Genomic DNA, 25008 nt, shown 5'->3' with positions numbered 1-25008 from the left:
CACCGGGCGCATTTCGGTGCGCCCGGCCGAACGGCCCATGAGGGCATAGTCGCTGCAGCAGCATCGCAGCCCAATTGCGGGAGGGTTGAAGCATCATGAAGACACCGTGGAGATTCCTTGCCGATTTGACGTCACGCCGACGGCCGGCGAAAGCGCAGGAAAATTCGACCGGGCACGATGCCGAGCCGACCGAAAGCGAAGCCAAACCCGCGTCGGCCGTTGCTTCCGATGCGGCGGAAGCTCCGGGGGCGACCGGTCGCGACACGTTAGATCGGCCCGCGGCATCGAAGGAAGCGGAAGCCGTTCGCGATGCCGCTGAGGCGCAAACGCCCGACCTCGATGACACCAGTCCCTCGCCTGTCGAAACGGATGCTCCGGCGACGACCGCGAAGCCTCAGCGAAAGCCGCCGGCCAAGCGCCTGGGCAGCGCGAAGCGGACGGCGGCCGACGTGGCCGCCAAGAATACCGCCGCGCAGGAGCGATCCGCGCAAGCCTCACCTTCCCGCGATCCGTTCTTCGACGAAGTGGCGAGCCTCGACGAGGACATCAGGAAGCTGAGGAGCGAACTGGCGCAAAAGCTTCATCGGCAGAACGCCCAGCTTAAGAAAATGCTCGAGCGTTTCGACCGCTCCTGAGTTCCGTTTCCGTCAGTCCAGAATGACGTGGGGGACGAAACGCGAGAGGTTCGCGGTGATGCGCGATTTGTCCTCGCGGATGCCGAGGCCGCAGGCACGGTCGCCGACGACCCAACTGCCGAGCACCGCAAAGCCGCCCGGGCCTTCGAAGAGCGGCGTATAACCCTGAATGACGAAGCCCTCTTCGCCATAGCCCCCGGGCGCGGATGCAAATTCCTCGCCATTGCGGAAGATCGTCACGTTTTCGCCTTCGCGCGAAAGGAGCGGCTTGCGGACATAGTCCGTCAGGTCGGATGCCTTGGGATCGTCGGGGAAATAGCTCGGCAGCAGATTGGGGTGATTGGGATAGCGGCGCCACAGCAGCGGCAAAAGCCCCTTGTTCGAAAGCACGGCCTTCCAGGCGGGCTCGATGAAGACATCGCCGCTGCGGATGAGTTGCTGCCCGAAAGGTTCGCGCAGCATGAATTCCCAAGGGTAGAGCTTGAAGCAGCGATCGATCACCCGATCCTGCAGATCCGTATAACGCCCCTGCGCATCGATGCCGATTTCGTCGATATCGAGCAGCTGCACGCGATGGCCGGCCTGGATGGCGCAATCCATCAGGTAGACGGTCGTGCCCCGGTCCTCTTCGTTGTCGGTCATGACGGCGAAGTGGAAAATGGAATCGCGGGGAAACTGCTCGAACGCCTCGACGAGGCTTTCCTGCAGCAGATTGTACTGGTCGGCGCCGTCAGGCAGGACGCCCAGGGCGATCTGATCGGTGAGCCAATTGTACTGGAAATAGGCGGTCTCGAAGACGGCGGTCGGCGTGTCCGCATTGTATTCGAGAAGTTTGACCGGCCCCGTGCCGTCATAGGCAAGGTCGAAGCGGCCATAAAGATGCCGGTCGCCACGGCGCCACGAGCGCTGCACCACGTCGCGCAGGTCCGCTGGGATGGCGAGCCTGTCGAGCGTCTCCTCGTCGTTGACGATGTCGCCGACCAGGTCCATGCACATGTCATGCAGTTCCTGGCTAGGCTCTTCGATCTTCGTCTCGATCTCGTCGAGTGTGAACGTATAGGCGGCATCGTCGAGCCAATAGGGCTCGCCATACATTTCATGAAAGCCGAAGCCGACCGCCCGGGCCTTGTCCAGCCAGTCCGGGCGCGCCGGAAGCGTGATGCGCTTCATGCTAACCGCCGAAGCTGAAGGACGACCGGCCCCCGAAGCCCTGGCGGGCGACGGTGCGGGTGTTGACGTTGACGGGTTTCATCGTCTGGCGTGTCGGCGCAGCCACGTCGCTGCCGCCGCTTCTCACCGTCGTTACGAGTTCACCGGAGCGATTGCGGTAGATCGGCGACGCGCCGCCATAGGAGCCGCCGCCGCTCTCCTCCTGGCGCCGGCGGTAGGTGTAATAGTCGCCGATATTGTCGAGCGCCGAGGACAGGAGATAACCGGTGAGAAACGGCATGAAAAAGCTGCCGGTCGCGCCGAGATTGTTGGTGACCGTGGCCTTCGGCTGCTCCATGCATCTGCCCGCCCCGTATTCGGCTTCGCAGGCGGCCATGCCGTCGAAACGGGGCGCGGTCGCAAGATGGGCACGCATGGCATCCTGATAGGAGGCCTGGCACACCTGCTGGTCCATGCCGGTTGCCACGCACTGGTCGACGGAGGTGAACATCACCTGCGAGTCTGCAGGATCGTCTCCGCAGCCGGAAAGCATCATGGTGGAAACGGCAATGGTGCCGAGGGCAAGAACTGGCGGCCGGCGGCCGGTCAGGCGTCTGCGCATGGCGGCCTCCTCAGTAGGTCATGCAGGCGGCATTGAGGATACCGATCACGAGGGCGATGCCGCCGCCCCACAGACCTGCCGCGATTTCGCCGCGCGTGATCTTCTCGTGCAGATCCTGCATCGTGAAGTTGGCGATGAAGAAGCCGAGCACCTGCACCAGCGTGCCGATGGCCGCCCAGATGATGTAGTCGATGATGCTCACCGAATTGGCGGCGGCCGAGGCGAGCGGCAGGCTGAAGCCGAGGAGGGCGCCGAGGAAAGCGGTGACGGCGGCGAGGTTGCCCGCGCGGATCAGCTCGACTTCCTTGTGCGGGGTGAGCCGCGTGTAAACCGCGCCGAAAACCCCGTAGGCGGCGAGACCGATGGCAAAATAAATCAGGAAGGCTGGAAGTCCCGCCACATAATCGAGCATATAAAATTCCTCCATTGATAAATTGAAAGCTCTTCAAACCCGCCTGACATCGGCAGGCGCGATGCCGTAGCCGATCAGGAATTCGATGGAACTTCCCGCAAGGCTCTGGCCCTGATCGAGATCGCGCTCGACATTGAGAAGCAGCATCTCGCGCGTTCTGCCGAGCGGGCGGTAATAGAGCATGCAGGTCTGGTGAATGGATCGCTGCATCTCGCCGTCGTCGATGGTCTCGACGAATTGCACGAGTTCGGCGCGTTCCGGCCCTTCGCCCCAGAAGCGGTTGAAGACGATGCCGTCGGCATCATAGGAGGGCTGGCCGATCAGCCCGTTCGGGCCGGTCCATCGGTTCCATTCGCTCTGGCTGACCGGCACGACGCTGTCCCAGGGCCAGTAGAAGCTCACATCTTCGATGGCGTCACCCACCGCGCCCGAGGCCGACATGACCTGGACCATGCGATGCTCGTCGTCATAATAGCGGGAGAGGGTCGTGGCGGCGTCGAGCTGCACCTGGCCGTAGGCGGCGATGATGAACGGCCCGCTCTTCGGCAGAGGCATGGCGGGCGTGCCCGGCAGCGCGTCGGCTTCGAGCGACAGGAAATCGATCTCCAGCGCCCCGCCTATGCTGGCGCCGAGAGGGCCTCGCTCGGGCGCGAAAGTCTTGTCCTTGCCTCCGCCGAACCAGCCGATCATTGTACATCCCCCAGTTGAGCCCAGCCAATCGCGGCCGAACTCAACCGCATTTCGCTGATGTAGTAAAGTGTCTCGCCGCCGTTGAGCAGCAGGTCGTCCCGGCAGTTGAGGTCGGTGACGCCTTTGTTCAGCATACCGACCAAGGTCACTTTGTACTTACGCTTGAGGCTCAGGAACACCGAGCCGTAGCTGAGCGGCGCGGCGAGCTGCGGCACCAGCAGCGAGAAGGCGGTATCGGCTGAACCGGCCGAGAGCAGGCGCGCCGCGATCTCCGACGAACCGGGATCGCGCGCCGAACGGGACAGCAATTCCTCGGCCAGCGATCCCACCGCTTCGACGCGGGGACGGCGCTGCTTGACCATCTGCGCGGTACGGTCGTCCTGGAAATAGGCGACGATGTGGGCGGCGGGCGCGTGCTCTTCGGCAATCAGCACGGCGGCCAGCGTCTCGTCGTCGTTTGCCCCGCGGATGATGATCGACCTGGCTCCTGCCGCGCCCGCGCGCGTCAGCGCCTCGGCATCCGCCAGCCGCTCGGTGCGGATGTAATCGGCGAAATCGATCGACGGATTTTCGGTGGGTTCCTTGGCGATCAGCACGCTCATCGGCTCGTGCGCTTGCCGCTCGGTGTGCAGGAGGCGCAGGATTTGCAGGGTCTGCCCCTCCTGCCAGCCCATGACGATGACATGGTCGGCTCTTTCGCCGTAATCGCCCAATCCCCGCATGCGGTTCCTCCAGATCGTGCCTATGCCTGTCAACAATTTGCCGAGGACAGCGGTGAAGATCGCGATGCCGCCGGGAAGCACGAACAGGGCGACGAGCAGCCGGCCCGCCCCCGATCTCGGCGAGATGTCCCCATAGCCGACGGTCGTCGCCGTCACCATGTAGTAATAGATGAAATCGAAGACGTCCCCGACGATCCCGCTTTCCCCGGCGAGGGCGAGCAGCACGTAGGAGGCGACGAGATGGACTGTGAAAATCGATAGCAGCGCCGACCATGTCAGCTCGCTCAGCGATAGGTAGACACGCCGCAGGATCGAGCCGAGAAATATCAAGCGAGTCCATTCCCCTGTTGCCGACCGGACATATATCAACTTATGTAAGCACCGCAAACTTTAGATTGATACTGACGACTACTTTCAGCCGACGGAGGATCTTTTGGAGACCTGGACCCTAACGACCCTGACCCGCCTATTCGCAGCCGATCCCGATCCCTTGGGCGACGTTGACGTCTCCGTTCCCGATCAGGGCGACGTCATCTGCGTGACCCTCAAGGAAAAAGGCGATCTCGACGTCTTCGTGACGGTGAGCGGCGAACGCGACATCCTTGTCAGCGCCGTTCTTCTGCCATGCAAGGACGTTCCCAAACGGGAGGCTTTCGAGCGCATGGTGCTCAAGACGCATAAATTCGTGCCGCTTTCCAGCTTCGGCATCACCACCATCGGCGGCGAGGAATGGTATGAACTGTTCGGCTCGCTCTCGGCGCGCTCGCGGGCCGACACCATCGTCGAGGAGGTGGCGATTCTCGCCGCCAATGCGGTCGATGCGGCAAGAATGGTCGAAGAGTGGAAGAAGGGAGAAATTGCATCGTGAGCACCTGGGGCAAGATTTTCACCGCCATTCGCGGCGGCATCAACGAGGCGGCCGAAGCCGCCGCCGACAGCCAGTCGATGCGCATTCTGGATCAGGAAATCAGGGATGCCGAGCAGTCGCTTCGCCAGGCACGCTCGGATCTGGCAGGCATCATGGCGTCGAACAAGAGTGTCACGCGCCGGCTCGATGAGAGCCGCGCCAAGGAGTACAAGGATACCGAAAGCGCCAGGGCCGCCATTGCCGCCGGCCGGACGGATCTGGCCCAGGGGCTCGCGCAGCGCATCGCCAATATCAGGGCCGAGGTGCAGCGGGATCAGGACGAGCTCGATCGCCTGCTGCCGCGCCAGCAGCAGATGCTGCGCACCATCCAGGACACCGAAGCGCGCATCACGCAGATGAAGCGCGAGATCGAAAACGTCAAGGCGAACGAGTCGCTCCTGCGGGCGCAGTCGGCCATCGCGCACAGCCAGTCCGGGATCAACACCCGCCTCGGCAGCGCCGTCCAGAGCCTGGAGCGCATCAAGAAGCGCCAGGAAGCGATCGCCGGCCGGATCGAGGCGGGCGCCGAACTCGCCGCGCTCGAAGACGGCAGCGATCTCGACCGCCAGCTTCGTGAAGCCGGTATCGGCGGCGCCAGCCAATCGGCCGACGACGTTCTCGCCCAGCTGATGGCGCCCACCTCGGCCCAGCCGGTCTTGCTGCCGCCACCGTCGGACAAGAAATAATAGGGATTCGGCCAGGGCCGGCTTTGCCGCCGATCCTGGCCGGGTTTGCCCGCATCAGCCGTTCGTCAGAAGACGGCAGGCGCGGTCTATGCGCGACAGAGCTTCGATGAGCTCATTCTCCGAGGTCGCGTAGGAAATGCGGAAATAGGGAGACAGGCCGAAGGCCGAACCCGGCACGACGGCGACATGGGCCTCTTCGAGCAGGTAATCGGTGAAGTCGTGGTCGGCTTCGATCCTCCTGCCTTTCGGCGTCACCTTGCCGATCACCCCGGCGCAGCCGGAAAAGGTATAGAAGGCGCCTTCCGGCGTGCGGCACTCCAGGCCTTCGATGGCGTTCAGCGCAGCCACGACGATGTCGCGCCGGCGGCGGAAACTCTGCTGGCGCTCCTTCAGGAAATCCTGCGGCCCGTTCAGGGCCTCGACCGCGGCGGCCTGGCTGACGGAGGATGGGCAGGAGGTCGCCTGGCTCTGAATGACGGCCATCGCCTTGATCAGGGCTTTCGGCCCGCCGGCATAGCCGATGCGCCAGCCGGTCATGGCATAGGCCTTGGAAACGCCGTTGACGGTCAGCGTCCGGCTCTTCAGCCTCGGTTCGAGGGCGGCGGGCGTGACGAAGCGGAATCCGTCATAGACGATGTGCTCGTACATATCGTCCACCATCAGCCAGACATGCGGGTGACGGAACAGGACGTCGAGCAGCGGTCGGTAATCGTCAGCACTGTAGGCCGCGCCAGACGGGTTGGACGGCGAGTTGAGCAGCACCCAGCGCGTCTTCGGCGTGATCGCTTTTTCCAACTGCTCGGCCGTCAGCCGGAAGCCCGCCTTGGCGTCGCAGGGGATCAGGACGCTGGTTCCGCCTGAGATCTCGACGATATCCGAATAGGATGTCCAGTAGGGCGTCGGGATGATGACTTCGTCGCCGGGGTCGAGGCTTGCCATGAAGGCGTTGAAGAGGATCTGCTTGGCGCCGGTTGCAACCGTCACCTCGTCAAGCGCGTAGTCGACGCCGTTCTCCCGGCGGAATTTTTCGACGATCGCCTTCTTCAGCTCCGGCGAGCCGTCGAGGGCCGTATACTTCGTCTCGCCCCGGTCGATCGCCGCCTTGGCGGCGTTCTTGATGTTTTCAGGCGTATCGAAATCCGGCTCGCCGGCGCCGAGCACGATGACCGGAAGGCCGTCGCGCTTCATGGCCGCGGCGCGGGCGCCGATCGCAAGGATTTTCGAAACGCCGACGGAGGCGATGCGCGAGGCGGGCTTGAAGCCTGCCTCTTCGATCCGGGTGGTGATCGTCATGCTGCTCTCCGATCCTATTCGATGTCGAAGGAAACGCCTTGCGCCAGCGGCAGGGCCTTCGAATAGTTGATCGTGTTGGTGGCGCGGCGCATATAGGCCCGCCATGCATCCGAACCGGATTCACGGCCGCCGCCGGTTTCCTTTTCACCGCCGAAAGCGCCGCCGATTTCCGCGCCCGACGTGCCGATATTGACGTTGGCAATGCCGCAGTCGGAGCCGTCGGCGGCGAGGAAGCGTTCCGATTCCTGCATGTCGCGGGTGAAGATCGACGAGGAGAGGCCGGCCGCGACCGCATTATGATCTTCGATCACCGCGTCGAAATCGCTGTATTTCATGACGTAGAGGATCGGCGCGAAGGTTTCCTCCAGCACGGGGCCGGCCTGCTTCGGCATTTCGATGAGCGCCGGCTTCACGTAATAGCCGGCTTCATGGCCGAGGTCGACGCGCTCGCCGCCATGGACGGTTCCGCCGTGTTTTCCGGCCTCGGCGATCGCCTTCTGCATGGCGTCGAAGGCAGCCTTGTCGATCAGCGGGCCGACGAGGGCCGCGGATTCGAGCGGATTGCCGACCGATACCGACGCATAGGCCTTTTTCAGGCGCGGAACGAGTTCGGAGTAGACGCTTTCATGAACGAACAGGCGGCGCATCGTCGTGCAGCGCTGGCCGGCGGTGCCCATGGCGCCGAAGGCGATGGCGCGCAATGCCATGTCGAGATCGGCCGAGGGGCAGACGATGCCGGCATTGTTGCCGCCGAGTTCGAGAATCCCACGGGCGAAACGCTTGGCAAGACGCGGGCCGACTTCGCGGCCCATGCGGGTCGAGCCGGTGGCCGAGACGAGCGGCACCTTCGGGTGGTCGACCAGCACTTCGCCGATCGCCCGGTCGCCGATCAGCACCTGCGACAGGTTATCGGGGGCATCGCCGAAGCGGGTAAGCGCGCGCTCGAAGATCGCCTGGGCGGCAAGCGCGGTCAGCGGCGTCTTTTCCGAGGGCTTCCAGATGACCGGATTGCCGCAGACGATGGCAAGTGCTGCATTCCAGGCCCAGACGGCGACCGGGAAGTTGAAGGCGGAGATGACGCCGACGACGCCGAGCGGATGCCAGGTTTCCATCATGCGATGGCCCGGCCGCTCGGTGGCGATCGTCAGGCCGTAAAGCTGGCGGGAAAGCCCGACGGCGAAATCGCAGATGTCGATCATCTCCTGCACTTCGCCGAGCCCTTCCGAGGGGATCTTGCCGGCTTCGAGCGAAACGAGGCGGCCGAGATCGGCCTTGGAGGCGCGAAGCTCCTCGCCGAGGATGCGGATCAGCTCGCCGCGCTTTGGCGCCGGCACGAGGCGCCAGGTGCGGAAGGCCTTGTCGGCCTTTTCGATCCTGGCGGCGGCTTCTGATGCCGAGACGGTTTTCAGGCTGGCGACCTGCTCGCCGCTGACGGGGCTGTAGGACGGCATGTCGCCGCCGGTATAGAGATCCTTGGCGACGCCCAGCTTCTTCAGAAGTGCTGCGGCTTCCTTGGTGACGTCGATTTTCGTGGTCGCGATATTCATGAGCGAGCTCCTGTTTTCTCTTTTTCGACTGAGCCGAACCGCACGCTGCCGAGCCTGGCCGGCGAGGTGAGCGCTTTCAGGCCGGCGGCCATATGCTTTTGTTTTTCCGGGGTGTAGCGATCGTAGAAAGCCTGGTTGCGGCGGCCGATGGCGTGTTCGGCGCTGAAGCTGCCGTCATATTCGCCGACCGCGGTCTCGATCACCCAGTCGCGAAGCCGGCTTTCGAAGGTCTCGTCCTGCAGCAGGTGGCTGTCTTTGGGCACGACGAGGTTGAAGTGCACGCCGCCGTCGCCGATATGGCCGAAGTCGCAGATGGCGACGCCGGGGAATTTCGCCGGCATGTCGGCCCTCATGCGGTCGCAGAAGGCCATGATGTCTCCCCTGCGGAAGGAGAGGTCGAAGGCGATCAGCTTGCCGAGATGTTTGACGCCTTCCGACAGGCAATGACGCAGAGCCCAGATCTCCTGCGGCGGGCCGGGTAGGGCATCGGCCAGAGGTGCCGCCGGCAGTTCCCAGATCTCCGCCAAAGCGGCTTCGAGCACGGCGTCGAGCGGTTGTTCGCCCTCGCGCGGCGCCCAGGTTCTGCTGATCTCGGTCAGGATGACGTAATCGGGGACCTTGCCGCCCTGGAAGGGATTGCGCAGCGACGGCACATGCGCGAAGGCGGCTTTGACCGCGTTGGCGGACATGCCTTCGAAGGCGGAGAGGTAGGCGCCGAGCCTCTCTTCCATAGCCCGCAGCAGCGGCAAAACATGCGCGCCGCTTGCCGGCACCAGAAGCGCCGTCGCCACCTGCCGGGGCAGCGGCTCGAGATTCAGCACGCATTCGGTCACGATGCCGAAGGCGCCCGACGTGCCGATGAAGAGCTGCTTCCAGTCGACGCCGGTATTGTCCTTGCGCAGATGGCTTTGCAGGTCGAGCACGCTTCCCTGTTCGTCGGCGAGCACGACCGTCAAGCCAAGCGTGTTGCGGCGCACGTCGCCATATTTGAGGAAGCGGGAGCCGCCCGTGTTCGTCGCGACCATGCCGCCGATGCGGGGATCGGCGCCGAGATCGATCGGAAAGAACAAGCCGTGCTCTTCTAGCCGTCCGTTGAGCTCCGAAAGCAGCATGCCGGCATCGACCCGCACCGAGCGGTTGTCGAGATCGAGATCCATTCCGGCGCTGAGCCGATCCAGGCTGAGAACGGCCTCGTTTCCGGAGGCGTCGGGCGTCGAGCCGGAAACCAGCCCCGTATTGCCGGACTGCGGGATGAGCGGGATGGCGTGGCGCACACAATAGGCGACGGCGGCCGAGACCTCGGCGGTCGTTCTCGGCCTCAGCACCGCGGCAGCGCGGCCGCGGTCATAGCGCGCGCCGGTTTCATAGGCTTCCATCCCGGCCTGCGCCACGACGCCCTTATCGCCGAGGATGGCGGTCAGGGCATCGATATGTAAGCGCTCCAGCGTCATTCCGCGGCGACCGAAGACAGGGCGCCGAGGGACTTTTCGATGGAAGCGGCCTCGATGCCGGCATAGTGATCGAACTCGTTCAGCACCGTGGCGCCGAGATCGGCTTCGAAGCGCTTCTGGTTCGGGCTGGCGACGAATTCCTGCTGCGCGGTGTCGCCGAGGTTCGACTGGAAGATGCCGGCGGCGCTGACGGGGAGGAAGTCCTCGTAGACGATCGGGTCAAATCTGATGAAACCATCGGCGATCAGCGCGTCGAGATCGCGCGAGGCGAGCGGGCCGGCCGCGCGGCCCTTATCGGTCAGGGAATAGCTGAAATAGCCGAGGCCAGCCGCGCGAATGCCGGCCCAGCTGTCCGGGAAGCCTTCGAACGCCTTTGCCAGCGCCGCCTCGTATTCGCGGGCGTTGGAACCGTCTGCCGCTGGGCGGACGATCTTGCGGGAGGCTTCCAGCAGTTCGTCGTAAAGGGCGCGCCCCTTCGGCGTCAGCGCAATGCCGCGCTGCTCGATTTCGCCGAAGCGGGCGGTGTGCGAGCCCTCCTTCCAGCTGCTGTCGCCGGCGGCGAAGGAAACCGGTTCTTCCAGCGCCTTGAACGAGGTCTGGCGCAGCAGGATCGGGCACTTGCGCGTCGGCGGGCCCTCGACCACGGCCTTCGGCGCGATGCCGTATTCCGGCATCAGCGCCTGAACCCTGTCGATATCGAGCGTGCGGGGCGTCAGGTGGTTGATGTGCGGCCCCTTGAAGGAGACGACATCGGCGATCAGCCGGTGCGCATCGTGCAGGCGCTTGTACATGCCGGCATCGACATTGGCCTTGTCATGCCAGCGGAAGGTTTCGAGCACTTCGGAAACGAAGTGGCCGGCGTCCGCCTTGTCGAGCCCGCCGTTGCGTTCCGCCTTCTCGGTCAGTTCGACGGCGCCGGCCGTGAAGATCCGGCGCTTCGCCAGAACGGCCCCGGCCTCGGCGCGCAGGCTCTCGTCCTTGATCAGGTCCAGACGCAGGAGCGAAGTGAAGACGCGGAACGGGTTCTTCTTGAGCGCGGCTTCGCCGACCGGCCGGAAGGCGGTGGAATGGACGGGAACGCCCGCCGTGGAAAGATCGTAATAGCCGACGGGATACATGCCCATGACGGCGAAGACGCGGCGCATCATCGCCAGTTCGGCAGCGGTTCCCAAGCGGATGGCGCCATGGCGCTCCTCGGAGATGCGTTCGAGCGAATCGGTGGCGTCGAGGCGTTCCTTCAGATCGGGATCGGCGGCCAATGCCTCGTCGTTCACTCTTGCGACCAGTTCCATCAGCGTGTCGTAGGCCGGCACTTCCTGGCGATACATGGCGGACATGGCGGCGGAAAAGGCTGAGCGGATGTCGTCTGAGGAAACTAGGTTTTGCATGGCCACCTTCTTGAGGAAAATTCCGATTGGCTGGCGGCCACCTTATGCGTTGCAGTCCCCTTCGTGTTGTGAGATTAGATGTTCAGTTGATGCGGAAATGGAATGACCATGCGCCGAAGGTTGATACCCGACATCGCCAATCTGCAGGCTTTCGAATCCGCTGCGCGCCACGGAAACTTCACCAGGGCGGCGGCGGAACTCAACCTGACGCAAAGCGCAGTCAGCCGGCAAATCAGGGATTTGGAGGAGCAGACGGGGCTTCTGCTTTTCGAAAGGGTGCGCCAGCGCGTGGTGCTCTCGGAAGCCGGCGCGCGCTTTCTGCCCGATGTCCGCAAATTGCTCGGACAATCCGAAAAGCTCATGATCGGCGCCATGGCCGCCGAGCACATGAAGCAATCGCTGCACATCGCGACCCTGCCGACTTTCGGCGCCCGCTGGCTCGTGCCGCGGCTCGGCGGCTTCATGGCGCTCTCCGATGTCGCCGTCACGATCGAGTCCCGCTCGCAGCCCTTCGTCTTCGAGGAAGAGAATTTCGATCTGGCCATCCACTACGGCCAGCCCGTCTGGCCGCGCGCCACCTGCACCTTCCTGTGCAACGAGACCGTGCTTCCCGTCGTCAAGCGGGAGGTGGCGGAGAAATGGGCGCTCGAAGAGCCGGGCGGCCTGTCGGCGATACCGCTCATCCACCTGACGACCCGTCCGCGGCTCTGGTCGGACTGGTTCGACGCGCACGGCGTCGTCAGCGAGAACGCCTATCGCGGGCTGCGGCTGGATCAGTTCTCGATGATCATTTCGGCGGCCGTCGCAGGGCTCGGTGCCGCCTTGCTGCCCTCATATCTGATCGAAGAGGAACTGCGCAGCGGCATATTGGTCTCGCTGTTCGATCTGCCGATGGCGACGGAAAACAGCTATTACATCGCTGTTCCTGAGGAAAAGCAGCAGAACGCGGCCACGAAGAATTTCGTGGAGTGGCTGACGTCGCAGGTCGGAGGCGATATCCGCGCGTCGTGATCGCAGCCGATCAGGCGCGATCAGACCTCGTCGCGCTGGGCGCGCAGATTGGTGACGACGCGCCGGTTCTGCACCTTGCAGGAGCGTTCCGTGCAGTCGCGGACTTCGCGGTCGTTGCCGTAGCCCTTGGCCCACATGCGCCTTGCATCCACGCCCTTCGAGACGAGATAGGCCATCGCCGCGTCGGCGCGCTGCTGCGACAGCGTTTTCATCTTGGCCTCGGAGCCGGAATCGTCGGCAAATCCCTGCAGCTTGATCAGCCAGTTCGGATTTCTGGCGAGCCAGGCGGCCTGGCTGTCCAGCGTCGCCATGGCGACGGAATCGAGCCTGGCGGAGTCCTGGGTGAAATAGATCCGCCGGCCGACATTGAGAATGAAGTCCTCTTCGCTGCCGGCCGACACATTCTCGAAGCCGGGCGCGGGATCGTTGGTCTGGCCGGTCATCGGCGCCGCGGCCGGCTCTTCCACGGAAGCGATATCGGTGGTGGAGCAGGCGGAAAGCGCCAGCAGCATGGCCGCGGCGAGAAGGCGGCTCTTGTATCCGTTCGAAGCAGACATCAGGGCGTGTTCCTTATTCGACCGCGGTGACTTCGGTGACCGGAGGCGCCTGGTCGGCGATATGCGGCAGGACCTGCACGGCGGTGCCGATCGGGCAGCGCTGGTAGAGATCGATGGCATCCTCGTTGAACATGCGGATGCAGCCGCTGGAGGCATCCTTGCCGATGCTCCAGGGCTCCAGCGTGCCGTGGAAGCGATAGCCGGTGTCGACGCCGTCGCGATGCAGATACATGGCGCGAGGGCCAAGCGGGTTTTTCGGCGAGCCGCCGGCCACGAATTCAGGCAGTTCGGGATGGCGCTTGCGCATCTCCGGCGGCGGCGTCCAGCGCGGCCAGAGCGATTTGCTGTCGATCGTGGCGCGGCCGAACCATTTGAAGCCGTCGCGGCCGACGCCGACGCCATAGCGGATGGCGGTCTTGTTCTCCATGATCAGGTAGAGAAAATGGTGCCTGGTATCGACGACGACGGTGCCGATCGGCTCGCTGCTGAAATATTTGACGACCTGGCGATGCCATCGCCTGTCGATCTTGGCAAAGTTCGTCGCGCGAAACGTCACGCCGTTGTCGACCGATGTGCCGGCGAAAAAGGAAGAGGCCTGGGCGAAAGCCGGCCTGCCGACCGCGCCGGCGCCAAGTAACGCCAGACCGCCAAGCAAAATATCCCTGCGTGTCCCCACCATCGGCTATATCCCCCTTTAGCCCAAGCAGCGGAGTGGCAGTAAAGCAGATTTTTCATTTGCGACAATAGAAAATGCCGTCGCCGCAATTCTTTCTGCGACTGACGAGCGGCTTTTCCTGGCGAGAATATCCTCGAAACGCCGCGATGAAACTCAGCGCAGGGCTCTCCGGTGACGGGCCGAGGCAAGCCGATGCCGCTTGCCTCCGGCCCCAGTTTTAGCCTCAGGCGATGCCGCCGAGGCAGACATATTTGATTTCGGTGAATTCCTCGATGCCGTATTTCGAGCCTTCGCGGCCAAGGCCGGAGAGCTTGACGCCGCCGAAGGGCGCTTCGGCCGTCGAGATCAGTCCGGTGTTGACGCCGACCATGCCGTATTCCAGCGCCTCGGCGACCCGGAAGACACGGGCGAGATCCTTGGCATAGAAATAAGAGGCAAGGCCGAACTCGGTGTCGTTGGCCTGGGCGATGACATCGGCTTCGTCCTTGAAACGGAAGAGGGGAGCGACCGGTCCGAAGGTCTCTTCCTTGGCCACCGCCATGGCCGGGGTGATGTCGGCAAGCACGGTCGCCTCGTAGAAGCGCCCGCCAAGCGGGTGACGCTTGCCGCCGGCCACGACCCGGCCGCCCTTGGACAATGCATCGGCGACATGTTCCTCGACCTTGGCAAGCGCTGCCTCGTCGATCAGCGGACCGAGATTGATGCCCTCGTCGAAACCATTGCCTGTTTTCAGCTTGGTGACCGCCTTCGACAGCTTCTCGGCGAAGGCATCATAGACGCCCTCCTGGACATAGAGCCGGTTGGCGCAGACGCAGGTCTGGCCGTTGTTGCGGAATTTGGCGATCAGCGCGCCTTCGACGGCGGCATCGAGATCGGCATCGTCGAAGACGATGAAGGGGGCATTGCCGCCGAGCTCCAGCCCGAGCTTCTTGATGGTCGGCGCGCTCTGTTTGTAAAGCTCGGTGCCGACTTCGGTCGAGCCGGTGAAGGTCAGCTTGCGCACGATCGGGCTTGCGGTCATCTCGCCGCCGATGGCGCGGGCCGAGCCGGTCAAGACGCTGAACAGGCCCTTGGGGAAACCGGCGCGTTCGGCCAGCACGGCGATGGCGATCGCCGAAAACGGCGTCTGGCTGGCCGGCTTCAGCACCATGGCGCAGCCGGCGGCAAAGGCCGGTCCCGCCTTGCGGGTGATCATCGCATTGGGGAAATTCCAGGGCGTGATGGCGGCAACGACGCCGATCGGCTGCTTCATGACAAGGATGCGCTTGTCCTTCTGGTGGCCGGGAACGATGTCGCCGTAGAGACGCCGCGCTTCCTCGGCAAACCATTCGATGAAGCTCGCGCCATAGGCGATCTCGCCCTTGGCTTCCGCCAGCGGCTTGCCCTGTTCCGCCGTCAGGATGCGGCCGAGATCGTCCTGATGCTCCATCATCAGCTCGAACCAGCGCCTGAGGATGACCGAACGTTCCTTGGCGGTACGGGCTGCCCATTCCTTCTGGGCAAGCTCGGCCGCGGCAATCGCCGCCCTGGTCTCGGCAGCCCCCAGATTGGGAACGCGGCCGATGATCTCGCCGGTCGCCGGGTTGTCGACGGCGATGCCATTCTCCCCAGCCTCGATCCATTCGCCGCCGACCAAGGCGGCCTGACGGAACAATGTTGCGTCCTTCAATTGCATGACTGTCTCCTGCGATAGAGCATTTCCGAATTTCGAGTCGCGGCGATGCTCTATCTCTTTTCGTGTTTATGCAATTGCGTCAGATAAAATCGTTGCGCGGTTTTACTGCGCTCGTGCGCCGCCGGCCTTAGTCGAAGATCTTTTCGCCGCGGTACGATCGGACCCGGCGAGCCCGCATAGCCATGGTTCTGTCGACGAGACGGGCGGTCACATAAGCGAAACATAGGACCGCGCCGAGAAGCACGAAGAACGCCAGAGGGCCGTTCAACCCAAGCGATCCCGCGACCGGCTTGAAAACGCCGATGATACCCCGGTGCAGGATGTAGACGGGGTAGGAGATATAGCCGACCCAGGTCGCCAGGGCTTGCGCTCTTGCCGGCATCTCCAGGAAGAGCCCGAGCATCACGATGAGCGGCGCCAGGGCCATCGCGAACATCAAATCATAGTAAGGCCGCAGCACGGCGGGGACCGGAGCTGCAATGCAGATCATCAGAAGAAGGCACGGCGCCATGGCGATCCAGCCCTTCCTCCAGGCGGGTGTGCCACCGAATAAACGGCTGATGACGACGCCTGCGGTAAATGAAAACATCACCCTTGGGAGCCCGCCCACTGCCGAAGGCCACTCCCAGCCGATGTTCAGCAAGCCGTATTTCAGGCCGACAAAGGCCAAAAATGCAGCCGAGACCAACACGACTCCGCAAAGGGCACGGACGGAGAGCCGGAAAAGCCACAGCGCGAAGACGATATTCACCAACAATTCCCAGAACATCGACCATGCTGGGCCGTTGATTGGAAACATTCCCTGCATCGGCTTGGCTTGCAGGAAATACATGGGGCTCGGCAGGAAAAACGTGTTTGCCACCGTTGATGCCAGCAGGTCGATAACAGTCTGATCTCTCAGCCCCCAGCTCGTTAACAGCATGATCTGCAGGAGGCCGACCAAAATTCCGATCAGATAGAGCGGATAAAGGCGCTTGATCCGAGCCATCATAAAGGACTGGAAAAGCAGACCGCGCGAGAGCCGTTTTCCATAAATGTCCGCGATGATAAATCCGCTGAGGACGAAGAAAAAGTCGACGGCCAGATAGGCTGATGGAGCATATCGCTCCTGGAAATGCGTAGCGACGACACAAATGGCGGCAAAACCGCGCATCGCATCCAGCGTATAGTAGCGCTTGCGCTCGCCGACCGACGCTCCGAGGTCGGCGATCGTCGGTGGGGCAGAACCGTGGTTGAGACTAGCCATCTTGTAGATTGTCCTTCGGAGCCGGTGGATTGGAGCAGCGCCGAGGCGCCGTTCTGATGATTTGGGGGTTCGAACCGCCTCGGAGGGAGGGAATCACGCAGCCTTGGCGACCGCACCCCTATTACCTCTGCGCTGCCGGGCCTGCTTTATACTGCCGATCAAAACATTTAGCTGAGCTTTGCACATCACGAATATCAGGGCGCCGTAAGCAATGCCGCCTGCAAGGATTTCCGCAGCCAAACGCGGATACGGGGACCAGTGGGCCAGCAATTGGTGGAGGAGTATGACGACAGCAACCATTCCTGCACAGGCGATGCTCGGCCGGATGAATTGCGCCAGATAGGCCCGGATGCTCAGCTCTATGTGCTGCGAAACCTTCCAGCTGGTGATCGGCCAAAACAGCAGGACTTCGATCATGATCGCGAAAACAATCGTCGTCACGCCATAAGGGTAGAGAACCGCGATGGTCAGGAGGGTCAGGAGGTTTCGTGCCAGCTGGTAGTAAAACCACCAGTCCATCTCTCCCTGGCTCTTTATCAGGGATGCCTGCACGTAGCCGATCCCGGCCATCAAACCGATAACGCAGTAGAACCGGACAGGCCAAACGGCCTCGATCCAATGCGCACCGAAAATCGTCGTGATCGCATCGCCGGCAACGGCGGCAAGGCCAATGAACACCGGGTACGAAACCAGAGAGCAGCCAAATGTCGCCATCAGGAATGCTTCCCGGACTTTCTTCGGATCGGCCCGCAATGAAGACAGCAAGACATGCGTGACAGATGTCAGGCCACCGGCAATGACGTTGTTGATCATGTCGAACAGACGCTTCGAAAAGTTATAGATACCGAGCGCTGCCGGGCTCAAGAGCACGCCTATGAGCAGGTTGTCCAGGCTCATCGTCTGCAAGAACCGGGTGCCGGATGCAAAGAAGCCATAGTGAAGGAGGTCGTTGAGGCTCGATCTCTTCAGCTTGAGCCCCGGGAACCATCCCGCACCCCAGAAAGCGGCGCCGCATGATGCCGCCGTGGCGGCGATCTGTGCGATCGCAAGCCCCCACAAGCCGAAACCGGCGAGGACCAAAACAAGGCAGATGCAGGCAGACGTGATGGTCGCTATGACTGTGCGGACGGCGACCAGATGAAACGACATCTTCCTGTTGACGATCGCATTGGGAACGACGGCCGTGAAATCGAAGAAGACCTTCAGCCCCATGATGTAAATGAGCGGCGTGATTTGCTCATGTCCCACGTAAGCCGCGATCGACGAGGCAGCGAGACACAAAACGCCATAGACCAAAAATGAAAATGCAAGCGAAAGGGCGAAGATCGTATCGAGATGGCTGCGCCTTATCTCGGCTCTCTGGATGATCGCTTCGCCGAATGCAGTCGGTCCGAAACTGCCTGCGAACGACACAATGCTGAATGACAGCGCAACGAGACCGAAATCCTGAGGCTGGAGAACGCGAGAAGTCACCACGAAGACAGCGAAGGTGAGGACTGTCGGAATGAGGGTGCTGAGCGCCGACCAGAATGCGCCTGTCACGGCTGCGGCGGATCTGTTCTCACTGACATGGCTGAAGAGAATATCGTCGTCTTGTAAAACCGACAAACTGAGCTCCTACCGATAATCAGACTATGGAAGGTTGAGGGACGAGATCGGGGGCGGGAATGCTGGGACTTGGATTCATCGGTCGGCTCGACTTGTACCAAGTTCCGCCCATCTCATATGGCAGGCGAGACATTGCCGCGAAAATCTCGCCGGCATTCGTCGCTCTCTCCACCAGAGGGCTGTCGCCGGTCCGGCTGGCGATGAAGTCGTGCAGATCGCTTCCATCCCTCGCAACCGCGATATGCGGCTTGTTGAGCAGAAGACAGAGAATGTGACCGTGGAGATGGTTGGTGATGATGCGCTGCGCGCCGGACAGGATCTTGACGCCATAATCGACGTATCGAGCGGCGACGTCCTGGCGATGCTGGGCCATCATCTCTCTGCGGCTGAAGCCGTGCCGCAACGCTGACTTTACGACGCTCGATTTGCGCATGCGCGAGAAACTATCGGGACCGTTGACCCAATCGGTCAGAGGTCCATCAACGATCGCCCGCGCTTTGGCTATTTCGGCCCCGTCCTCTCCAGGAGGCTGCATGACATACAATACCCTGAGAGGATCGGCCTCGAAGGGTTTCAACGTCTCGATGCCGAATGCCGTGTCCGGGCCGGCCTCGACGTCACAGTCGAAGTTGGCCTTTGCCAGCTCGAAACTCCGATCGTCGCGCGTCACGCAGAAGAATTTGCGATGCCTCCCGATCGTATGTCTGGCGTATTCCCTGAGCGACTCGTTGGCGAAACGAATTGTTTGCGGCATCTGGATGATCGTTCGATCCGGATATTTCCACATCAAACGGTAGCGAACATCATCCCTGCCAGTTTGCGCGTCTCCAAAATCGCCGCATCCGCAAATGAATATTGGAGCATCGCCTGGTGTTGATTTTATCGCAGCAATACTTTCGGAGGCGCTACAAGTAAGTGACGGAAACCGCCCCGTTACTTCTATTAATACTTTCGCCAATCCGAGCCAGCTTGCATGGTGGCCGGGATCTTTATTTGATGGAAAGTTAATTATAATGTAAGGCTGCCCCGGCTTTACAAATTTCCTTACTATTTCAATCAACTTTTCTTTTTGTCGCCGTATTACAACTTCGCCGAGATGGTCCATATATACTACTTGCATTTTAAAAATTCAGACAGAACTACATCTGCGATTTCGGAGAGTCAATTGGATGCTTGGTTGCTTTAGGTTGTAACTGGGTAGGCAAATTGTCTCACCTCCCTGGCCGCCTACGAACACGAGGTTCGGGTGTCGGTGCTGCCTCATTCATGAGCTGCTTCGATAACGGCATGCGGAAATCCTCATCTAATCTTCTGTCCTCGCCGGCCTACCTTCCCAGCTGCCACCGAACCCGCACAAGCGCCGAACGGGCGCCTCCCAAGACGAAGTGGAGCTGACATGCATACCGATCAACTTGAAATCTCCCGCCGGGACTTGCTTATCTCGTCGGCCGCGGCGGTCGCGGTCACTGGGGCCGCGACCGCAGCAGCGGCGCAAACCGCTGGAGAAGAGATGGCTCTGACCTCCAAACTATCGCTCACCGTCAACGGCAAAAGCCACGCCATCGAAATCGACAATCGAACCACGCTGCTCGACGCCTTGCGGGAGCATCTTCACCTCACGGGGACCAAGAAGGGGTGCGACCACGGCCAATGCGGCGCATGCACGGTCATGGTGGACGGGCGCAGGATCAATTCCTGCCTGACGCTCGCCGTGATGCATGACGGCGACCAGGTGACGACGATCGAGGGGCTGGGCCAGCCCGGCGACCTCCACCCCATGCAGGCTGCCTTCGTTAAACATGACGGCTTCCAGTGCGGCTATTGCACGCCGGGACAGATCTGTTCTTCCGTAGCGGTGCTCGAGGAGATCAAGGCGAACATTCCGAGCCACGCCACAGGTGATCTCACGGCCCCCGCGCAGGTGACCCCCGCCGAGATCCGCGAGCGCATGAGCGGCAACATCTGTCGCTGCGGCGCCTACTCGAACATTCTCGATGCCATCGTCGAAGTCGCGGGGACGAGAGCATGAGAGCCTTCACCTACGAACGCGCGACGACGATAGAAGCCGCCGCCAAATCCGCTGCGGCCAATCCGAACGCCAAGTTCATCGCCGGCGGCACCAATCTTCTCGATCTCATGAAGCTGGAGATCGAAACACCGACGCATCTGATCGACGTCAACGGTCTCGGCGTCGACAGGATCGAGGCCACTGGGGAAGGCGGATTGCGCATCGGCGCGCTGGTCCGCAACACCGACCTTGCCGCCCACGAAACCGTCCGGCGCGACTACGGGCTTCTTTCTCGCGCGCTCGTCGCGGGGGCCTCGGGCCAGCTGCGCAACAGGGCGACCACGGCCGGCAACCTTCTGCAGCGGACGCGCTGTCCCTACTTCTATGACACCAACCAGCCGTGCAACAAGCGGCAGCCGGGCAGTGGCTGCTCGGCGATCGGCGGCTTCAGCCGCCAGCATGCCGTCGTCGGCACGAGCGAGGCCTGCATCGCCACCCATCCGAGCGACATGGCGATCGCCATGCGGGCGCTCGACGCCGTCGTCGAGACGGTCAAACCCGATGGCGGCCGCCGGTCCATCCCGATCGCCGAGTTTCACCGGCTGCCGGGCGACACGCCCCATATCGAAACCGTGCTCGAACGCGGCGAGCTCATTACCGCGGTTCTGCTGCCTCCGCCGATCGGCGGCCGGCAGATCTACCGGAAGGTCCGCGACCGCGCCTCCTACGCCTTCGCGCTCGTCTCCGTCGGCGCGGTCATCCAGCCCGACGGCACCGGCCGCGTGGCGGTCGGCGGCATCGCCCACAAGCCATGGCGGGTCGAAGCGGCGGATGCCGCGCTTTCCGGGGGAGCAAAAGCGGCGGCCGCCGCCCTTCTCGCGGATGCCCGACCGACCGAGCAGAACCGATTCAAGGTCGATCTCGTCGAGCGCACGCTCGGCGCGGTCATCGCCGAAGCCAAGGGATGAGAAGCCATGCAGTTCGATACGCCAGCAACGACCAATCCGATCGACCGTCTCAAGGTCGTCGGCCAGCCGGTTCACCGCATCGACGGCCAGTTGAAGACCACGGGCCAGGCCAAATATGCCTATGAGTGGCATGACCCGAACATGCCTTACGCCTACGGATATCCGGTGGGGGCGGCCATCGCCAAGGGCCGCATCAAGTCGATCGATGTCTCCGCCGCTAGGAAAGCGCCCGGCGTTCTCGCCGTCGTGACGGCGCCCGAGGTCGGCGAGCGGAAGAAGGGCAGGTTCAACACCGCCAAGCTCTTCGGCGGCGAGGAAATCCAGCACTATCACCAGGCAGTCGCCGTCGTCGTCGCGGAAACCTTTGAGCAGGCGCGCGCCGCAGCCGCGCTCGTCAACGTCGATTACATCGAGGAGAAGGGCGCCTTCGATCTGAGGGCGGCGATGGCTTCGGCGGTCAAGCCCGAATCCGGCGATCCCGATACATCAGCCGGCGATTTCGACGCCGCCTTCAAGGCTGCGCCCGTCACCGTCGACCTGTCCTATACGACGCCGGACCAGTCGCATGCGATGATGGAGCCGCATGCTTCCATCGCGGCCTGGGATGGCGACGAGCTGACGGTATGGGCATCGAGCCAGATGATCGACTGGTGGCGCTCGGACCTCGCGGCGACGCTCGACATCGACAAGGAAAAGATCCATCTGATGTCGCCCTTCATCGGCGGCGGCTTCGGCGGCAAACTGTTCCTGCGGGCCGACGCGGTGCTCGCCGCCTTCGGCGCCAAGGCTGCGAAGCGACCGGTCAAGGTCGCGCTGCCGAGGCCGTTCGTCATGAACAATACGACGCACCGGCCGGCGACGATCCAGCGCATTCGCATCGGCGCCGGGCGCGACGGCAGGATCACGGCGATCGCCCATGAGAGCTGGTCGGGAGACCAGCCCGGAGGCCAGCCGGAAACGGCCGTGAACCAGACCCGGCTGCTTTATGCCGGCGCCAACCGCATGACGGCGATGCGGCTTGCGACGCTCGATCTTCCCGAAGGCAACGCCATGCGGGCTCCGGGCGAAGCCCCCGGCCTCATGGCGCTCGAAATCGCCATGGACGAGATGGCCGAGAAGCTCGGGCTCGATCCCGTCGAGTTCAGGATCGTCAACGATACGCAGGTCGATCCGGAAAAGCCGGAGCGTCCCTTCTCTCATCGCAATTTCGTCGGCTGCCTGAAGCTCGGCGCGGAACGCTTCGGATGGAGCGGCCGCGGCAAGCCCGGTTCGCGCCGCGAGGGCAATTGGCTGATCGGCGTCGGTGTCGCGGCTGCCTTCCGCAACAATCTGCTGCTTCCCTCGGGCGCCCGTGTCCGCCTCGACCGGGAAGGCGTCGTCACCGTCGAAACTGATATGACCGACATCGGCACGGGCAGCTATACCATCATCGCGCAGACCGCGGCCGAGATGATGGGCGTCACGGTCGACAAGGTCGGTGTTCACCTCGGCGATTCCCGCTTTCCGGTCTCCGCCGGCTCCGGCGGCCAGTTTGGGGCCAATTGTTCCACGGCGGGCGTCTATGCCGCCTGCGTCAAGCTGCGCGAGGCGGTCGCCCGGAAGCTCGGCTTCAACTCCGAGGACATCGTCTTCGAGAATGGCGAAGTCAGGTCCGGCAACAGGTCGGTGCCGCTTGCCGAGGCCGCGGGCGCCGATGGCCTCGTCGGCGAGGATACGATCCAGTGGGGCAATCTCTCCGAGACGCACCAACAGTCGACCTTCGGAGCGCATTTCGTCGAGGTCGGCGTCGATGTCGCCACGGGCGAGAGCCGGGTACGCAGAATGCTGGCCGTCTGCGCGGCCGGGCGAATCCTCAATCCGATCACCGCGCGCAGCCAGGTGATCGGCGCCATGACTATGGGAGCCGGCGGCGCCTTGTCGGAGGAGCTTGCCGTCGACACCCGCCGCGGCTTCTTCGTCAACCATGATCTTGCCGGCTACGAAGTTCCCGTGCATGCCGACATTCCGCATCAGGAGGTGATCTTCCTCGATGAGACGGACCCGATGTCTTCGCCGATGAAGGCGAAGGGCGTCGGCGAGCTCGGGCTCTGCGGCGTCTCCGCGGCGATTGCCAACGCCATCCACAATGCGACGGGCATCCGGGTCCGCCATTATCCGATCACGCTCGACAAGCTGATCGGCGGTCTGCCCGATGTCGCATAGCGCAATCGACGTCTCGACGCCGGCCTTCATTCCCGGGTCCGTCCGGGCGCTTGCGACGGACGACCCGGCCGAGATTCTCGGCTTCGCCGCCGCCTGCCTCAGAGAGGGCGGCGATGTGGCGCTGGCGACCCTGGTCGAGATCCGAGGCGGAGCGGCGCGCGCGCTCGGATCGCACGTGGCGGTGGCGGCCGATGGCCGTTACTGCGGCTATGTCTCCGGCGGATGCGTCGAGGCTGCCGTCGCCTCTGAGGCGCTGCTTGCCGTGGCGGAGGGCCGTGACCGGACCGTCATGTTCGGCGACGGCTCTCCCTTCTTCGATATCGTGCTGCCGTGCGGCGGCGGCATCAGCATCGCCATCCATCTCTTGCGGGAAGGGACCGCGATCGAGCAGGTGCTCGATCGTCTCCGGAATCGCCAGCCGGCGGGGCTGCGCTATAACCCGGAGCGACAGTCGCTTCGGCTCGTCGACGCTCCCGAGCGGGCATGCTGGCAGGCCGATGATTTCCTGACGATCTATCGCCCGCGCACCCGCCTCGTCATCTCGGGACAGACGGTGGAGGCCAGCGCTGTTGCCCGTCTTGGCGCAGCATCGGATTTCGAGGTCTTCGTTCGCGCGGCCGGGCGATCCATCGTCGAGGACGCCGATGCCTTTACGGCGATCGTCTTCCTGCATCACGATCTCGACCAGGAGGCGCCGGTCCTCGAAGCGGCTCTCGGTTCGCCCGCCTTTTATGTCGGCGCGCTGGGAAGTACGAGGACGCAGCGGCGACGCGTCGAGCGCCTGAGGGAGCGCGGCTTCTGCAGCGATGATCTCAGCCGCATCAAGGCCCCGATCGGCATATTCGGCCCGACACGGGATTCGACGTCGCTGGCCCTGTCGATCCTCGCCGATGTCGCGGCCTGCCGGCTGGCGACCTATGGATGACCTGCTAGAGCAAGGAGTTTCCGTCGCCATCGTCATCCTTGCGGCAGGACGATCGAGCCGGATGGGCATGAGCGGCGCTCACAAGCTGCTTGCCGAATTCGACGGCGTGCCGCTCATTCGCCGGTCGGCGATCACGGCGGGCAATTGCCAGAGCTCGTCGGTCATCGTGGTCACCGGATACCGGCATGCCGAACTTCAGGCTGTTATCGCGGAGCTGCCGGTCAGGATCGTCCAGAATGCAGCGTTTTCTTCCGGCATTGCCGGCTCGCTCGCGCTCGGCGTTGCCGCTGCCGAGGCCGATCGGCCGGATGGGATCATGATCATGCTCGCCGACATGCCCGCTCTGACGGCGGCCGATCTCCGCGCCCTCATTGCCGCGTTTCGCCGTTGCGCAGGCCAAGCCATCATTCGCGCCGCCGCGCGGGGCAAGCCGGGCAATCCGGTGATTTTCCCCCGCGCGCTTTACGCTCGTTTGAAAGGCCTGACGGGGGACAAAGGCGCGCGCGAGCTGATCCGGAATTCGGGTCTGACCGTCGTCGATGTCGAGATCGGCGACGGCGCCCTCGTCGATGTCGATACGCCGGATGCCGTCGAAGCGGCGGGCGGCATATTGCGCGGCTGAAAACTCGC

General features: G+C 63.1%; 24 protein-coding genes. 9 read left to right on the top strand and 15 right to left on the bottom strand.

The annotated features are described in order from the left end of the window. The first annotated feature begins 95 nt into the window (after positions 1–95). Positions 96–635 carry a hypothetical protein gene (locus tag QD408_RS19155; protein WP_088683977.1) on the top strand — a complete coding sequence of 180 codons (540 nt, stop codon included), beginning with the start codon at positions 96–98 and terminating at the stop codon, positions 633–635. Between the two features lie 12 nt (positions 636–647). Here QD408_RS19155 and QD408_RS19150 read toward each other — a convergent pair whose 3' ends face one another. The 5 genes from QD408_RS19150 to QD408_RS19130 are packed head-to-tail and all read right to left on the bottom strand — an operon-like array spanning position 648 to position 4560. Next, a complete protein-coding gene (locus QD408_RS19150) occupies positions 648–1805 on the bottom strand; it encodes a glutathionylspermidine synthase family protein (protein ID WP_414140386.1) in 1158 nt (385 codons plus the stop codon). A gap of 1 nt (position 1806) precedes the next feature. Further along, complete coding sequence (locus tag QD408_RS19145; protein WP_414140385.1) at positions 1807–2406, bottom strand: DUF1190 domain-containing protein; 600 nt, start codon at positions 2404–2406, stop codon at positions 1807–1809. Between the two features lie 10 nt (positions 2407–2416). After that, entirely contained in the window at positions 2417–2818 is a 402-nt protein-coding gene (locus QD408_RS19140) for a DUF350 domain-containing protein (RefSeq protein ID WP_088684277.1), read from the bottom strand. A gap of 33 nt (positions 2819–2851) precedes the next feature. Continuing rightward, positions 2852–3508, bottom strand: coding sequence for a YjfK family protein (locus QD408_RS19135; protein ID WP_088683980.1), 657 nt, complete (start codon positions 3506–3508; stop codon positions 2852–2854). Beyond that, the gene (locus QD408_RS19130) at positions 3505–4560 is read right to left on the bottom strand and encodes an ion channel (RefSeq protein WP_088683981.1); all 1056 of its coding nucleotides are present in this window, start codon (positions 4558–4560) and stop codon (positions 3505–3507) included. Before QD408_RS19130 ends, QD408_RS19135 begins: the two co-directional genes overlap by 4 nt. 103 nt (positions 4561–4663) lie before the next feature. On the opposite strand from QD408_RS19130, the gene QD408_RS19125 reads away from it, so the two are divergent. Both QD408_RS19125 and QD408_RS19120 read left to right on the top strand, forming a co-directional pair. Next, positions 4664–5098, top strand: a complete 435-nt coding sequence (locus QD408_RS19125; protein ID WP_088683982.1) for a YjfI family protein — start codon at positions 4664–4666, stop codon at positions 5096–5098. Then, entirely contained in the window at positions 5095–5823 is a 729-nt protein-coding gene (locus tag QD408_RS19120; protein WP_088683983.1) for a PspA/IM30 family protein, read from the top strand. Before QD408_RS19125 ends, QD408_RS19120 begins: the two co-directional genes overlap by 4 nt. A gap of 54 nt (positions 5824–5877) precedes the next feature. On the opposite strand, the gene QD408_RS19115 is transcribed toward QD408_RS19120, so the two are convergent. From QD408_RS19115 to QD408_RS19100, 4 genes are read right to left on the bottom strand one after another with little or no spacing between them, the layout of a single operon-like run. Then, positions 5878–7116: a pyridoxal phosphate-dependent aminotransferase gene (locus tag QD408_RS19115; protein ID WP_414140384.1), complete on the bottom strand. Its 1239-nt coding sequence runs from the start codon at positions 7114–7116 to the stop codon at positions 5878–5880. A gap of 14 nt (positions 7117–7130) precedes the next feature. Further along, positions 7131–8663, bottom strand: coding sequence for an aldehyde dehydrogenase family protein (locus tag QD408_RS19110; protein ID WP_414140383.1), 1533 nt, complete (start codon positions 8661–8663; stop codon positions 7131–7133). Next, a complete protein-coding gene (locus tag QD408_RS19105; protein ID WP_414140382.1) occupies positions 8660–10114 on the bottom strand; it encodes an FAD-binding oxidoreductase in 1455 nt (484 codons plus the stop codon). Before QD408_RS19105 ends, QD408_RS19110 begins: the two co-directional genes overlap by 4 nt. Then, positions 10111–11508 carry a VOC family protein gene (locus tag QD408_RS19100; protein ID WP_414140381.1) on the bottom strand — a complete coding sequence of 466 codons (1398 nt, stop codon included), beginning with the start codon at positions 11506–11508 and terminating at the stop codon, positions 10111–10113. Before QD408_RS19100 ends, QD408_RS19105 begins: the two co-directional genes overlap by 4 nt. Before the next feature lie 96 nt (positions 11509–11604). Here QD408_RS19100 and QD408_RS19095 point away from each other — a divergent pair, with 96 nt between their 5' ends. Next, positions 11605–12513 (top strand): LysR family transcriptional regulator, encoded by a 909-nt coding sequence (locus QD408_RS19095; protein WP_088683988.1) that lies wholly within the window; start codon positions 11605–11607, stop codon positions 12511–12513. A 20-nt stretch (positions 12514–12533) separates the two neighbouring features. Here the strand turns inward: QD408_RS19095 and QD408_RS19090 are convergent, their stop codons facing one another. From QD408_RS19090 to QD408_RS19065, 6 genes are all read right to left on the bottom strand, one after another. Next, positions 12534–13070 (bottom strand): OmpA family protein, encoded by a 537-nt coding sequence (locus tag QD408_RS19090; RefSeq protein WP_088683989.1) that lies wholly within the window; start codon positions 13068–13070, stop codon positions 12534–12536. A 13-nt stretch (positions 13071–13083) separates the two neighbouring features. After that, complete coding sequence (locus tag QD408_RS19085; protein WP_414140380.1) at positions 13084–13749, bottom strand: L,D-transpeptidase; 666 nt, start codon at positions 13747–13749, stop codon at positions 13084–13086. 220 nt (positions 13750–13969) lie between these two features. Further along, a complete protein-coding gene (gene gabD / locus QD408_RS19080; protein WP_414140379.1) occupies positions 13970–15421 on the bottom strand; it encodes an NADP-dependent succinate-semialdehyde dehydrogenase in 1452 nt (483 codons plus the stop codon). 127 nt (positions 15422–15548) lie between these two features. Next, complete coding sequence (locus tag QD408_RS19075) at positions 15549–16667, bottom strand: acyltransferase family protein (protein ID WP_414140378.1); 1119 nt, start codon at positions 16665–16667, stop codon at positions 15549–15551. Between the two features lie 93 nt (positions 16668–16760). Then, positions 16761–18275 (bottom strand): lipopolysaccharide biosynthesis protein, encoded by a 1515-nt coding sequence (locus QD408_RS19070; protein WP_414140377.1) that lies wholly within the window; start codon positions 18273–18275, stop codon positions 16761–16763. 19 nt (positions 18276–18294) lie between these two features. Then, positions 18295–19380 (bottom strand): polysaccharide pyruvyl transferase family protein, encoded by a 1086-nt coding sequence (locus QD408_RS19065; protein WP_414140376.1) that lies wholly within the window; start codon positions 19378–19380, stop codon positions 18295–18297. A gap of 291 nt (positions 19381–19671) precedes the next feature. On the opposite strand from QD408_RS19065, the gene paoA reads away from it, so the two are divergent. From paoA to QD408_RS19040, 5 genes are read left to right on the top strand one after another with little or no spacing between them, the layout of a single operon-like run. Next, positions 19672–20304, top strand: coding sequence for an aldehyde dehydrogenase iron-sulfur subunit PaoA (gene paoA, locus QD408_RS19060; protein ID WP_414140375.1), 633 nt, complete (start codon positions 19672–19674; stop codon positions 20302–20304). Further along, entirely contained in the window at positions 20301–21251 is a 951-nt protein-coding gene (locus tag QD408_RS19055; RefSeq protein ID WP_414140374.1) for an FAD binding domain-containing protein, read from the top strand. Before paoA ends, QD408_RS19055 begins: the two co-directional genes overlap by 4 nt. 6 nt (positions 21252–21257) lie before the next feature. After that, positions 21258–23453 (top strand): aldehyde oxidoreductase molybdenum-binding subunit PaoC, encoded by a 2196-nt coding sequence (paoC, locus tag QD408_RS19050; RefSeq protein WP_414140373.1) that lies wholly within the window; start codon positions 21258–21260, stop codon positions 23451–23453. Then, entirely contained in the window at positions 23443–24378 is a 936-nt protein-coding gene (locus QD408_RS19045) for an XdhC family protein (protein ID WP_414140372.1), read from the top strand. Before paoC ends, QD408_RS19045 begins: the two co-directional genes overlap by 11 nt. Further along, the gene (locus tag QD408_RS19040) at positions 24371–25000 is read left to right on the top strand and encodes a nucleotidyltransferase family protein (protein ID WP_414140371.1); all 630 of its coding nucleotides are present in this window, start codon (positions 24371–24373) and stop codon (positions 24998–25000) included. The genes QD408_RS19045 and QD408_RS19040 overlap by 8 nt, the downstream gene beginning before the upstream one ends. Positions 25001–25008 lie beyond the last annotated feature (8 nt).

It is taken from the genome of Rhizobium sp. BR 249 (assembly GCF_047445895.1).
Classification (GTDB): Bacteria; Pseudomonadota; Alphaproteobacteria; order Rhizobiales; family Rhizobiaceae; genus Rhizobium.
Note: the sequence above shows the minus strand (reverse complement) of the source record. Positions and strands in the feature narration are given on the sequence as shown.

Bases quoted from the DNA above. Each gene is read 5' to 3' on its own strand.
- QD408_RS19155 (WP_088683977.1), top strand. From the start codon at position 96: ATGAAGACACCGTGGAGATTCCTTGCCGATTTGACGTCACGCCGACGG.
- QD408_RS19150 (WP_414140386.1), bottom strand. From the start codon at position 1,805: ATGAAGCGCATCACGCTTCCGGCGCGCCCGGACTGGCTGGACAAGGCC.
- QD408_RS19145 (WP_414140385.1), bottom strand. From the start codon at position 2,406: ATGCGCAGACGCCTGACCGGCCGCCGGCCGCCAGTTCTTGCCCTCGGC.
- QD408_RS19140 (WP_088684277.1), bottom strand. From the start codon at position 2,818: ATGCTCGATTATGTGGCGGGACTTCCAGCCTTCCTGATTTATTTTGCC.
- QD408_RS19135 (WP_088683980.1), bottom strand. From the start codon at position 3,508: ATGATCGGCTGGTTCGGCGGAGGCAAGGACAAGACTTTCGCGCCCGAG.
- QD408_RS19115 (WP_414140384.1), bottom strand. From the start codon at position 7,116: ATGACGATCACCACCCGGATCGAAGAGGCAGGCTTCAAGCCCGCCTCG.
- QD408_RS19110 (WP_414140383.1), bottom strand. From the start codon at position 8,663: ATGAATATCGCGACCACGAAAATCGACGTCACCAAGGAAGCCGCAGCA.
- QD408_RS19105 (WP_414140382.1), bottom strand. From the start codon at position 10,114: ATGACGCTGGAGCGCTTACATATCGATGCCCTGACCGCCATCCTCGGC.
- QD408_RS19095 (WP_088683988.1), top strand. From the start codon at position 11,605: ATGACCATGCGCCGAAGGTTGATACCCGACATCGCCAATCTGCAGGCT.
- QD408_RS19090 (WP_088683989.1), bottom strand. From the start codon at position 13,070: ATGTCTGCTTCGAACGGATACAAGAGCCGCCTTCTCGCCGCGGCCATG.
- QD408_RS19085 (WP_414140380.1), bottom strand. From the start codon at position 13,749: ATGGTGGGGACACGCAGGGATATTTTGCTTGGCGGTCTGGCGTTACTT.
- gabD (WP_414140379.1), bottom strand. From the start codon at position 15,421: ATGCAATTGAAGGACGCAACATTGTTCCGTCAGGCCGCCTTGGTCGGC.
- QD408_RS19075 (WP_414140378.1), bottom strand. From the start codon at position 16,667: ATGGCTAGTCTCAACCACGGTTCTGCCCCACCGACGATCGCCGACCTC.
- QD408_RS19065 (WP_414140376.1), bottom strand. From the start codon at position 19,380: ATGGACCATCTCGGCGAAGTTGTAATACGGCGACAAAAAGAAAAGTTG.
- paoA (WP_414140375.1), top strand. From the start codon at position 19,672: ATGCATACCGATCAACTTGAAATCTCCCGCCGGGACTTGCTTATCTCG.
- QD408_RS19055 (WP_414140374.1), top strand. From the start codon at position 20,301: ATGAGAGCCTTCACCTACGAACGCGCGACGACGATAGAAGCCGCCGCC.
- paoC (WP_414140373.1), top strand. From the start codon at position 21,258: ATGCAGTTCGATACGCCAGCAACGACCAATCCGATCGACCGTCTCAAG.
- QD408_RS19045 (WP_414140372.1), top strand. From the start codon at position 23,443: ATGTCGCATAGCGCAATCGACGTCTCGACGCCGGCCTTCATTCCCGGG.
- QD408_RS19040 (WP_414140371.1), top strand. From the start codon at position 24,371: ATGGATGACCTGCTAGAGCAAGGAGTTTCCGTCGCCATCGTCATCCTT.